This window comes from Streptomyces sp. NBC_01352, from assembly GCF_036237295.1.
Taxonomy (GTDB): domain Bacteria; phylum Actinomycetota; class Actinomycetes; order Streptomycetales; family Streptomycetaceae; genus Streptomyces; species Streptomyces plumbiresistens.
In genome coordinates, this window is record NZ_CP108354.1 from 5087509 (window position 1) to 5099817 (window position 12309).

8 protein-coding genes are annotated in these 12309 nt (G+C 70.0%); all 8 read right to left on the reverse strand.

Annotated elements, in window-relative coordinates:
• Positions 1-47: 47 nt before the first annotated feature.
• The gene (gene topA / locus OG252_RS23575; protein ID WP_329338460.1) at positions 48-2882 is read right to left on the reverse strand and encodes a type I DNA topoisomerase; all 2835 of its coding nucleotides are present in this window, start codon (positions 2880-2882) and stop codon (positions 48-50) included.
• A 256-nt stretch (positions 2883-3138) separates the two neighbouring features.
• Positions 3139-3336 carry a hypothetical protein gene (locus OG252_RS23580; protein WP_266435875.1) on the reverse strand — a complete coding sequence of 66 codons (198 nt, stop codon included), beginning with the start codon at positions 3334-3336 and terminating at the stop codon, positions 3139-3141.
• A 143-nt stretch (positions 3337-3479) separates the two neighbouring features.
• Positions 3480-6146, reverse strand: coding sequence for a protein kinase domain-containing protein (locus tag OG252_RS23585; RefSeq protein WP_329338463.1), 2667 nt, complete (start codon positions 6144-6146; stop codon positions 3480-3482).
• A 186-nt stretch (positions 6147-6332) separates the two neighbouring features.
• Positions 6333-7850 carry a class I SAM-dependent methyltransferase gene (locus tag OG252_RS23590; protein WP_266435877.1) on the reverse strand — a complete coding sequence of 506 codons (1518 nt, stop codon included), beginning with the start codon at positions 7848-7850 and terminating at the stop codon, positions 6333-6335.
• Positions 7851-7888: 38 nt separating this feature from the next.
• On the reverse strand, positions 7889-8491 hold the full coding sequence (locus OG252_RS23595) for a small secreted protein (RefSeq protein WP_307676374.1): 603 nt from the start codon (positions 8489-8491) through the stop codon (positions 7889-7891).
• A 196-nt stretch (positions 8492-8687) separates the two neighbouring features.
• Entirely contained in the window at positions 8688-11090 is a 2403-nt protein-coding gene (locus OG252_RS23600) for a sodium-translocating pyrophosphatase (RefSeq protein ID WP_266435881.1), read from the reverse strand.
• 260 nt (positions 11091-11350) lie between these two features.
• On the reverse strand, positions 11351-11788 hold the full coding sequence (locus OG252_RS23605; RefSeq protein WP_266435883.1) for an ATP-binding protein: 438 nt from the start codon (positions 11786-11788) through the stop codon (positions 11351-11353).
• A 118-nt stretch (positions 11789-11906) separates the two neighbouring features.
• Positions 11907-12248, reverse strand: coding sequence for an anti-sigma factor antagonist BldG (gene bldG, locus OG252_RS23610; RefSeq protein WP_024885807.1), 342 nt, complete (start codon positions 12246-12248; stop codon positions 11907-11909).
• Positions 12249-12309: the final 61 nt, after the last annotated feature.

The window sequence follows — 12309 nt, forward strand, 5'->3', positions numbered from 1 at the left end:
CCGGGGCGTTCGTTTTGCGAACCCTCAGTGGAGGAATACGGTGACCGTCACTCGTCGGCGGCCGTCTTCGAAGCCGTCGCCCTCTTCGCGGTGGTCTTCTTGGCGGTCGTCTTCTTCGCAGCGGTGGTCGTCTTGGCCGCGGTCTTCTTCGCAGCCGTCGCCTTCTTGGCCGGAGCCTTCTTGGCCGGAGCCTTCTTGGCGGGCGCCTTCTTCGCCGTCTTCTTGGCGGGCGTCTTGGCCCGCTTCTCGGCGAGCAGCTCGAAGCCGCGCTCCGGGGTGATCTCCTCGACGCTGTCGCCGGAGCGCAGGGTCGCGTTGGTCTCCCCGTCGGTGACGTACGGCCCGAAGCGGCCGTCCTTGACGACGACCGGCTTCCCGCTGACCGGGTCGTCGCCCAGTTCCTTCAGCGGCGGCTTGGCGGCGGCCCGGCCACGCTGCTTGGGCTGGGAGTAGATCTCCAGCGCCTCTTCGAGGGTGATCGTGAAGAGCTGGTCCTCGGTCTGCAGCGAGCGCGAGTCCGTGCCCTTCTTCAGGTACGGCCCGTAGCGGCCGTTCTGCGCGGTGATCTCCACGCCTTCGGCGTCCTTGCCGACGACGCGCGGCAGCGACATCAGCTTGAGGGCGTCCGCCAGCGTCACTGTGTCGAGCGACATCGACTTGAACAGCGAGGCCGTACGCGGCTTGACGGCGTTCTTGCCGGTCTTCGGGGTGCCCTCGGGGAGCACCTCGGTGACGTACGGGCCGTAGCGGCCGTCCCTGGCGATGATCTGACGGCCCGTCTCCGGGTCGGCACCGAGCTCGAAGTCGCCGCTCGGCTTGGCGAGCAGTTCCTCCGCGAACTCGACGGACAGCTCGTCCGGGGCCAGGTCCTCGGGCACGTCCGCCCGCTGGTGGTTCTCGGAGTCCTTCTCGCCGCGCTCCACGTACGGGCCGTAGCGCCCGACCCGCAGCACGATGCCGTCGCCCACCGGGAACGACGACACCTCACGTGCGTCGATGGCGCCCAGGTCGGTCACCAGCTCCTTGAGGCCGCCGAGGTGGTCCCCGTCGCCGTTGCCGGCGTCTGCGGCACCGCCGCCGCCCGCGCCCTCGCCGAAGTAGAAGCGCCTGAGCCACGGCACGGCCTGCGCCTCACCGCGGGCGATGCGGTCGAGGTCGTCCTCCATCCTGGCCGTGAAGTCGTAGTCGACGAGCCGCCCGAAGTGCTTCTCCAGGAGGTTGACCACGGCGAAGGACAGGAAGGACGGCACGAGGGCCGTGCCCTTCTTGAAGACGTAGCCGCGGTCGAGGATCGTGCCGATGATCGACGCGTACGTCGACGGGCGGCCGATCTCGCGCTCTTCGAGTTCCTTGACGAGGCTGGCCTCGGTGTAGCGGGCCGGGGGCTTGGTGGCGTGCCCGTCGACCGTGATCTCCTCGGCGCGCAGCGCGTCGCCCTCGCTGACCTGGGGCAGCCGGCGCTCGCGGTCGTCCAGCTCGGCGTTCGGGTCGTCGGCGCCTTCGACGTACGCCTTCAGGAAGCCGTGGAAGGTGATCGTCTTGCCGGACGCGCTGAATTCGACGTCCCGGCCGTCGGCGGCGGCGCCACCGATCTTCACGGTGACGGAGTTGCCGGTCGCGTCCTTCATCTGGGAGGCGACGGTCCGCTTCCAGATCAGCTCGTACAGCCTGAACTGGTCGCCGGTCAGTCCGGTCTCGGCGGGGGTGCGGAACCGATCGCCCGAGGGGCGGATCGCTTCGTGCGCCTCCTGCGCGTTCTTGACCTTCCCGGCGTACGTCCGCGGCTGGGCCGGGAGGTAGTCGGCGCCGTACAGCTGGGTGACCTGGGCGCGGGCGGCGTTGATCGCCGTGTCCGACAGGGTCGTGGAGTCCGTACGCATGTAGGTGATGAAGCCGTTCTCGTACAGCTTCTGGGCCACCTGCATGGTCGACTTCGCGCCGAAGCCGAGCTTGCGCGAGGCCTCCTGCTGGAGCGTCGTCGTACGGAACGGGGCGTACGGCGAGCGGCGGTACGGCTTCGACTCGACGGACCGCACCGAGAACTGGGTGTTCTCCAGGGCGGCGGCCAGCGCGCGGGCGTTGGCCTCGTCGAGGTGGAGGGTGTTCGCGCTCTTGATCTGTCCCAGGGAGTCGAAGTCGCGGCCCTGCGCGACCCGCCTGCCGTCGACGGTCTGGAGGCGGGCGACCAGCGACGACGGGTCCGACGCGTCTCCCGCGCGGCCGGTCGCGAAGGTGCCCGTCAGGTCCCAGTACTCAGCAGAACGAAACGCGATGCGCTCGCGTTCCCGCTCCACCACGAGCCGGGTGGCGACGGACTGGACACGGCCGGCCGACAGGCGCGGCATGACCTTCTTCCACAGGACCGGCGAGACCTCGTAGCCGTAGAGACGGTCGAGGATACGGCGGGTCTCCTGGGCGTCGACCAGCTTCTGGTTCAGCTCGCGCGGGTTGGCGACGGCGGCCTGGATCGCGGCCTTGGTGATCTCGTGGAAGACCATCCGCTTGACCGGGACCTTGGGCTTGAGGACCTCCTGGAGGTGCCAGGCGATCGCCTCGCCCTCGCGGTCCTCATCGGTGGCGAGGTAGAGCTCGTCGGAGTCCTTCAGCAGGTCCTTGAGCTTCTTGACCTGGGCCCTCTTGTCGGCGTTGACGACGTAGATGGGCTGGAAGTCGTGCTCGACGTCCACGCCGAGGCGGCGGACCTCGCCGGTGTACTTCTCGGGCACCTCCGCGGCGCCGCTGGGGAGGTCGCGGATGTGCCCGACGCTCGCCTCGACAACGTATCCGGGGCCGAGATAGCCCTTGATCGTCTTCGCCTTGGCAGGCGACTCGACGATGACGAGTCGGCGGCCGCCCTTCGCGGTCTCGCTGGTCGGGGACAACTTCGCTCTTCTCTCCGGTCGACGCTGGGGCCTCCCCAGGCCTTGCTCCCGGGGTCGGGTCATGGTGACGCTGCGGAGTGTGACGGTACATCCCGCCCCCGTGTCAAACGGGAAAAGCCCGCAACGGCCACTCGAACGGTAACCCGACTCCCGCCATTCCTGCCGCCCGGAGTGCCCACCGGCCTTTTCTCGCCTATCCGGAGGCAGACCTCCCAATTATCGGGGCCTCGGCCTTCCGGCAGCTCTCGCGCGGTTCTTACACGCGCGTGAAGCACCACACGCCAAGGGCCAGCGCGATCAACGCGACGAGGCTCGCGACGGTCGCCGATGCGACAGGACTCACACCGAGGGCGACCGGTTCCCGGTGCCGTACGCGGGCTGCGGTCCACGCCAGCAGCCCGCTTCCGAACAGGGCGAACACCACTCCCGAGAAGATCGCCGGTCCGCTCTCCATGGCTCCCCTTGCCCCTTTTATCCCGAGCCCGTGTGCCCAGCCCGTGGAGGCTGACACGCATGGGCGGCGGACAGGCGAACCCCAGGTGAACGCGGGACCGACGCGGTTGTGCACTCCTCCGCTCCGCGCCCTGCCGGCCGGCCTCAGACCGCGCCGGGCGCGGGTATCTTTCCGGTCGTCTTCTTGTTGTCGGCCCGGCTGACCGTGCACACGACCTTGTTGAAGCCCTCTTCCCAGTCGTCCTGGTCGGCCACCCAGCCGTAGACGGTCCGATCCTGCCCCGGTGCCCAGGTCGACTCGAACTTGTTGCCGCACAGCTTCGTCGCGTTGTCGGTGCCCTTCTTGTACGTCATCCCCGTAGGGGCCTGGACGCTGCCGATGACCTGGTCGGTGTGGGGTTTGGCGCAGTCGGTGAGCGGGGCGTTGTAACTGTCCTCCTGTTCCTCGTAGACCCAGCAGTCGCCGACGCTCATCTGACCGACCCACAAGTCGGTGCCCGCGTCGCGGAAACGGCCGACCTCACCGCCTATCGCGGCATGGCGGCCGAGTACGAGACATGCCGTACCGCCGCCCGCCGCGGTGAAGCCCTCCTCCGTCGGCACGACGGCGTAGCCGGCCGCGTCCGGCAGCGCGTCGACGAGCGTCCGGGTCTGGTTCTCGCAGCGTTTCGCGCCCTGCGCGTGGGCGTCCGCGTGGTCGGCGGCGGTGTCGATCGCGACGACCTGCCCGTCCGGCCAGTCCTCGGCGCAGTCCACCAGCCCCAGGTTGGGCTCCGACTTGAACGGCGTCCCCGACCACACCGCCTGCACACAGTCCCCGGGCTCCAGGGGTTCCCCGAGTCCGACCACATCGCCGTACGGCAGCACGGGCCCGGCCGGCGGCGCCGAGGCCGACCCCTGCGATCCGCTCGCACTGGGCGAGGCCGACCGCTTCGTCGCGGCGTCCTTCTTGCCGTCGTCGTCCCCGGTCACCAGGACGACCCCCCACGCGCCACCGGCGATGACCAGCACGGCGGCCACGACGAGGGCGACGAGAGCGATCCGCTTCTTCCCGGGGGACGGCGGGGGCGGAGCCTGCCCACCAGGAACGCCGGGAACGCCGGGCCCACCCGGGCCGCCGTAACCGCCGTACCCAGGCTGCGCGGGGGCGCCACCGGGGTACGCCGACTGCGTGGCGCTGCCTCCGTACGACGCTTGGGAGCCGCTGCCGTACGGCGACTGCGAACTGCCGATGCCGTACGGAGACGGGCCGCCGCCGCTCGCGTACGGCGAACCGGGCGCCCGCGCATAAGGGTTGCCGGCCTCCGGAGGCTGCGCCGTTGGCTGCCGCCACGGGTCGTACGCCGAAGGGCCGGGCGTTCCGCCGGGCGTCGCGGGGCCGCCGGACTCCGCACTGCCGGAGCCCGCCCCGCCACCGCTCGGGCCGCCCGAGCCAGGGCCACCCGAGCCGGCACCGCCGAAGCCAGGACCGCCGGATCCCGGGGTGGCCGGGTCCCCGGCGCCGGGGCCCGCGAGAGCGCCCGCACCGGCGGTGCCCGCCTGGGTGTGCGGCGTCTGCGGCGTGTTGGGCGTCGGTGGCGCACCCGGCAGCGGTGGACTCCCCTGCGCCGGGCCGCCGCCCCACCCGCCCGGCGGGCCGGAGACATAGCCCGGAGGCGTGCTCGCCACGTACCCGGGCGGCGGGCCGTCCACCGCCCCGGCGCCCGGCGAAGCGCCTTGACCCCCTGGCGAAGCGCCTTGGCCTACCGATGCCCCGCCATGGCCCCGCGACATCGCGTCATGGCTCTCCAGGGCCGCACCGTGGCCCTCGGGCGAGCGCCCCGCCCCCGCCGGTGCCGCGCCGAACCCCTCGGGGGGCGGCCCGAAGCCTCCCGGCGGCGCGGCGAAGCCAGCCGCCGCGACCGGCGCAGCACCCCACCCAGGCGGCGCCCCAGGCCCCGCGCCCCCTTGCACCACCCGCTCCAGCCCTCGCGCGACCGTCTCCGGCGAGAACCTGCGCACCGGATCCTTGACGAGCAGACCCAGCAGAACCGGGGTCAGTTCGCCCGCCCGCACCGGCGGGGTCGGGTCCTCGCCGAGCAGCGCCGTGAGGGTCGCGTAGTCGCCGTGGCGGTCGAAGGGGCCGCGGCCCTCGACGGCGGCGTACAGCGTGGCGCCCAGGGAGAACATGTCGGCGGCCGGCGTGGGCGGTTCACCGCGGGCCCGCTCCGGGGCGAGATAGCCGGGTGTCCCGAGGATGCCGGCCGTGGCCGTGAGCCGCGGCTCCTGGGACTCGGGCTGGAGGGCGATGCCGTAGTCGGTGAGCAGCACGCGCGCGTACGGGTCGCCCGAAGAGTCCGGTGCCAGAAGGATGTTGGCCGGTTTCACGTCCCGGTGAAGGATGCCGATGCGATGACCCGCGGTGAGCGCGTCGAGGACGGCGAGTCCGATGCGCGCCGCCTGTGCGGGGTCGAGCGGTCCCGAACGCCGTACGACCGCCTGGAGGTCGATCGCGTCCGGGACGTACTCCATGACGATCCACGGCAGCCCCTCGTGCACCACCACGTCGTGCACCGTAGCCACGTGCGGGTGTCCGCGCAGCCGGGCCGCGTGCCGGGCCTCGCTGCGGGCCCGCGCGATGCGCTGCACGGGCTCGGTCGAGTCCATCGGCACGTCCGGAAGCGCGATCTCCTTCATCGCGACTTCGCAGGCCAACTCCTCGTCGTACGCGAGCCACACGCGGCCCATGCCGCCCGCCCCGAGCGCCCGCAGCAGCCGGTACCGCCCGTTGATGACCCTTCCCTCGCCCTGATCCGGCGTCTCCCCCGCCATCGCGCCTCCCCCGAGACTGCGCGCCTCCCCCGAGAACGCGCGAAGTTTGTCCCTCGAAGGTAGCTTCGCACCCACCACTGACAGGAGCCCTTTTCCGGAGCAACCCCGCCAAACAGGACCCTTGCGACTCAAGAGAACGCACGTGCCCCAGAGGTGACGACGTGTAGACGGGACCGACCCCTGGGATCAGGCCGGGTCGAGGAACCCCTGCTCCACCAACAGCCGGATCTGGGCGGGCGTACGGTCGCGCAGCAACACCGGATCCTCGCCGACCAGTTGGGCGATCGCGTCCAGGATGCGGCCCGCGCTCAGCGAGCCGTCGCAGACGCCCGCGAAGCCCGCGCCGACCGTGTCCACCTTGGTGGCCCGCCGCATCCCGCGGTTCTGACGCAGCACCACGTGCTCCGGATCCTCGGCACCGGGCAGCCCGACCTGTTCCTGGACGATCTCGGCGCCGAGCTTGAAGTGGTGCTCGAGAAGGGCCGCGTCGTCGTACGCCCGCAGGTAGTCGAGGCGCTCGAAGTGCGCCCGGACCGTGTCGCCGAGCGGCTGTTCGACCGGGTGCGGCCACTCCTCCGCGGTCACCGAGGGCACCGCGGCACCCGTCCTGCGCAGCGTGATCCAGCCGAAGCCCACGGCCTTGACCTTGCGCGCCTCGAACTCGTCCAGCCACGCGTCGTACCGCGCCTGGTACTCGGCCACGTCACCCCGGTGGTCGCCGGCGTCCCTGAGCCACAGCTCGGCGTACTGCGTGACGTCCTGCACCTCGCGCTGCACGATCCACGCGTCGCACCCGCGCGGCACCCACGACCTGAGCCTGTCCTGCCAGTCCTCCCCCTCCACGTGCTGCCAGTTGGCGAGGAACTGCGCGAACCCGCCCTCGCTCAGCCGCTCCCCCGCCTGCTGAACGAGCGTGCGGCACAGATCGTCCCCGCCCATCCCGCCGTCGCGATACGTCAGCCGGGCGTCCGGCGAGATCACGAACGGCGGGTTGGACACGATCAGGTCGTACGTCTCGTCGTCCCGGATGGGCTCGAACAGCGAGCCCTCGCGCAGGTCGGCGGCGGGCGCGCCGGACAGCGCCAGCGTGAGCGCGGTGATGTGCAGGGCGCGCGGGTTGAGGTCGGTGGCCGTCACGCGCGTGGCGTGCTGGGCGGCGTGCAGCGCCTGGATCCCGGAGCCGGTACCGAGGTCGAGGGCGGCGGAGAGGGGCGTACGGACGGTGATGCCGGCCAGCGTCGTGGACGCGCCGCCCACTCCGAGCACGACACCCTCGTCCCGGCTGCCGATGCCACCGGCGCCGCCGACCGCGCACCCGAGGTCGGACACGATGAACCAGTCCTCGCCATCGGGCCCGCCGTACGGCCGTACGTCCACGGCCGCGGCCACCTGGTCCCCGTCGACGCGAAGCAGCCACCCGCTCTCCAGGCAGGCGTCCACGGGCAGAACGTCCACCACGCGCGCGTGCGGCACGGCCTGCTGCAAGAGGAACAGCCGTACGAGCGTCTCCAGCGGCGTGTCTCCGCGTGTCGCCCGGAGTGCGGGCACGATCTCGCTCCGGGCGAGCGCCGCGTACGCGGGCGCGCTGAGCAGCTCGAGCAACCCGTCGGCGGTGAAGGAGGCCCCGAGCAGGGCGTCCCGGAGCCGGGCGGTGGCGTCGGGGCGGTCGACGGAGGGCAGGGAGTGCAGGCTGGCGTTACTCACGCCCCCATTGTGACCCTCGTCCGGCCGCCGAGGGCGACTCAGCTGTCGGTGGCCGAGGCCGACGCGGTTGCCTGCTTGCAGCCCTCCTGGCCGAGCAGCGCCTGCTTGGTGTCGCCGCTCGCTTCCAGCTTCTTCAGCGCGTCGAGCGCGCTCTTGCGCTGGCTCACCACGTCCTTCATCTCGTCCGAGACCTCGCTCAGCCCGGACGCGAACTTCCCCTGGTCCTTCGTGTTCAGCCCGTCCATCTGCTTCTTCAGGTCGGCGTAGGTCGCGGACAGGGCGGTGAGCTTCTTGATGGCGTCCTTCTGGTTCTTCGCGCCGTCGTCGACACCCGGAGGCGCTCCGGCGTCCTCCAGGAGGGTCGCGCGTGCCTTGAAGCCCTCGGAAAGGTCCTGGAAGGCCTGGGCGTCGACCTTCTGGAGCTCCTTGGGCGGGCTGTCCTTGGCCGCCTTCGTGATCGCGGCGTCGGCCGCCGCGATCTTCGCGTTCTGCGCCGGCGCCGCGTCGCAGATCCGCTTGGCCCAGGCGTCCAGCTCCTTGTTGCCTTCGTCGCTGCTGCATCCCGTCAGCGCCAGTACCAGTACCGCACCGCCGGACAGTGCGGCCGTGAGCTTCTTGTTCACCGGATTGGTCCCTTCCATGGCTCTCGGCCCCGGAACATACACGGCATGTGGGCGTCAGCCGTGTGACAGATGACCATTTCGTAACACTTTGAAGTCTTATACACCTTGAGAGAGAAGGCTCACGATGACGGCGTGAAGGCACCGGGGCGGGCGGTCGGCGCGACATCGCGCGCCTCCCGCCCGCCCCGGTGAGCTGGGCCCCTGACAAGCCCCGCTAAGAAACCACGGCAGGATCAACCGACTTGGGCTCCTCGGCGTTGTCTTCGTCACCCACGGCGATCCCGCGTCGCTTGGAGACGTAGACCGCCCCCGCAATCACCAGGAACGCCAGGACCGCGATCGCGATCCGTACGCCGAGGTTCTCGTCGTCGCCGTAACTGAACTTGATGACCGCGGGCGCGATGAGCAGCGCCACCAGGTTCATCACCTTCAGCAGGGGGTTGATCGCCGGGCCGGCGGTGTCCTTGAAAGGGTCGCCGACCGTGTCGCCGATCACCGTCGCGGCGTGGGCCTCGCTGCCCTTGCCGCCGTGGTGGCCGTCCTCGACGAGCTTCTTGGCGTTGTCCCACGCGCCACCGGAGTTGGCGAGGAACACCGCCATCAGCGTGCCCGTCCCGATGGCACCGGCGAGGAACGAGCCGAGGGCACCCACACCGAGCGTGAACCCGATGAAGACGGGCGCCAACACGGCGAGCAGTCCGGGCGTGGCGAGCTCGCGCAGGGCATCCCTGGTGCAGATGTCGACGACCTTGCCGTACTCCGGTTTCTCGCTGTAGTCCATGATCCCGGGATGCTCGCGGAACTGCCGCCGCACCTCGTACACCACGGAACCCGCCGACCGCGACACGGCGTTGATCGCGAGCCCCGAGAAGAGGAAGACGACCGCCGCGCCCGCGATGAGACCGACGAGGTTGTTGGGCTGGGAGATGTCCATCATCAGGGTCATCGGCGCGCCTTCGCCGGAGAGTTTCTCCCCGACGTCCTGCGCGCCCGTGATGATCGCGTCACGGTACGACCCGAAGAGCGCCGACGCCGCCAGGACGGCGGTGGCGATGGCGATGCCCTTGGTGATGGCCTTGGTGGTGTTGCCGACCGCGTCCAGGTTGGTGAGCACCTGGGCGCCCGCGCCCTCGACGTCGCCGGACATCTCGGCGATGCCCTGCGCGTTGTCGGAGACGGGCCCGAAGGTGTCCATCGCGACGATCACGCCGACCGTGGTGAGCAGACCGGTACCCGCCAGGGCCACCGCGAACAGCGCCAGCATGATCGACGTACCGCCGAGCAGGAACGCCCCGTAGACGCCGAGGCCGATCAGCAGGGCGGTGTAGACGGCCGATTCGAGCCCGACCGAGATACCGGCGAGGACGACGGTGGCCGGGCCGGTCAGCGAGCTCTTGCCGATGTCCTTGACCGGTCGGCGGTTGGTCTCGGTGAAGTAGCCGGTCAGCTGCTGGATCACGGCGGCGAGCAGGATGCCGATCGCCACCGCGACGAGGGCGAGGATCCGCGGGTCGCCGCTCTTGTCCAGGATCGCTGTGTCGGTGACGCCGTCGAGGTCGGCGTAACTTCCCGGGAGATAGACGAAGACGGCGATCGCCACCAGCACGAGCGAGATCACCGCGGAGATGAAGAAACCGCGGTTGATCGCGGACATGCCGCTGCGGTCGGAACGGCGCGGGGCCACGGCGAAGATGCCGATCATCGCCGTGAGGACACCGATCGCGGGGACGAGCAGCGGGAAGGCGAGTCCGGCGTCGCCGAAGGCCGCCGTGCCGAGGATCAGCGCGGCGACCAGCGTCACGGCGTAGGACTCGAAGAGGTCGGCCGCCATGCCCGCGCAGTCGCCGACGTTGTCGCCCACGTTGTCGGCGATGGTCGCGGCGTTGCGCGGATCGTCCTCCGGAATGCCCTTCTCGACCTTGCCGACCAGGTCGGCGCCGACGTCGGCGGCCTTGGTGAAGATGCCGCCGCCGACACGCATGAACATCGCGATGAGCGCCGCGCCGAGACCGAATCCCTCAAGGACCTTCGGCGCGTCGGCCGCGTACACCAGCACCACACAGGAGGCGCCCAGCAGACCGAGCCCCACCGTGAACATGCCGACGACGCCGCCCGTGCGGAAAGCGATCTTCATGGCTTTGTGCGAGACAGCGGTGAGATCCTTTTCCGGCTCTCCTTCTGCCGGTGTCGCCTCGCGCGCGGCGGCGGCGACGCGCACATTGCTCCGTACGGCGAGCCACATACCGATATAGCCGGTGGCCGCCGAGAACGCCGCGCCGATCAAGAAGAACGCCGATCGTCCTGCGCGCTGATTCCAGTCGTCCGCGGGCAGCAGCATGAGCAGGAAGAACACGACCACGGCGAATACGCCGAGCGTGCGCAACTGGCGGGCCAGATAGGCGTTCGCGCCCTCCTGGATCGCCGTCGCGATCTTCTTCATGCTGTCCGTGCCCTCGCCCGCCGCGAGTACCTGGCGCACCAGGACACCTGCCACCACGAGGGCGGCCAGGGCCACGACGCCGATGACCGACACCAGGACCCGGTTTCCGTCGGTCAGTACCGCTGCCGCGAGGGCTGTGGAGTGGTCAAGCTGGTCTGGGGAAGAAAGCCCCGCCATTCGTCCTCCTTGACGCTGGGGCTGAGCTCAAGATGTGGACGGATTCTAGAGATCTGTTCCTGATCAAAACAGTATGCGGCAACCGGAATCTGCTGCACCCGGAGTAACGCCTCGAAAGCATTTTCACTCGATCCAATGATCGGAAATTGATCGTGAATTACTTCACGAATTCAAAATGCTCTTGAAAAAACACTGAGGGCCCTGCTCAGCAGGGCCCTCGGAAGTGAAGTGTTACGGGTGTGTCGGCGACGCCGGGGGCGTCAGGGAAGCACGGTGACCGACGGTGTGGTCGGCCACGTCATACGAATCGATCCGCCGTGTTCCCCGGCAGTGACCTCCACGTCGTCGACGAGGCCGCTGATGACCGCGAGGCCCATCTCGTCCTCCTCGGTCTCGGCATCCTGCTCCTCGCCGGCGGCACCGGGTGCCCGGTCGCCGGGAGCGTGACGCGGCGCCTCGTCGCCGACCTCGATGGAGAACTGTTTCTCCTCCTCGGTCAGCACCACCTTCACCGGTGCCGTGATGCCACCGTTCTGGTGCAGTCCGACGGCTCGGGTACAGGCCTCGCCCACGGCAAGCCTGACCTCGTCGAGGACGGCCTCGTCCACTCCGGCCCTGCGCGCCACCGCTGCCGCCACCAGTCGGGCGGTCCGGACGTGCTCGGGCAGCGCGCTGAAGCGGAGTTCAACGGTGGCCATGCATCCCCCTCGGAACTACGGGCGCGTGCTGTCGGGGGACCGGGCTGCCGGCGCCCGGACCCCCTTGTCAACTTCTGCCGTCCCGGGTGCGGACGGTTGCCCGCACCCGGATCGGTGGTCAGTCGGTTGCTGCCACCGCTTCCTCGACCGAGGTGTGGATCGGGAACACCTTGGTGAGGCCGGTGATACGGAAAATCTTCAGAATGCGCTCCTGGTTGCAGACCAGGCGCAGCGAGCCCTCATGGGCACGCACCCGCTTCAGTCCGCCGACCAGTACGCCGAGCCCGGTGGAGTCGAGGAAGTCCACGCCCTCCATGTCGACGACAAGGTGGAAACTGCCGTCATTCACCAGCTCGACCAGCTGCTCGCGCAGCTTGGGCGCGGTATATACGTCGATTTCGCCACCGACCCTGACGATCGTGCGATCGCCGATGGTTTCGGTCGACAGAGACAGGTCCACGGATCCTCCAGCACCTTGCTATCGAGCGGTCGCCCGTTGGGACACCTCGGCTTGAAGCCCC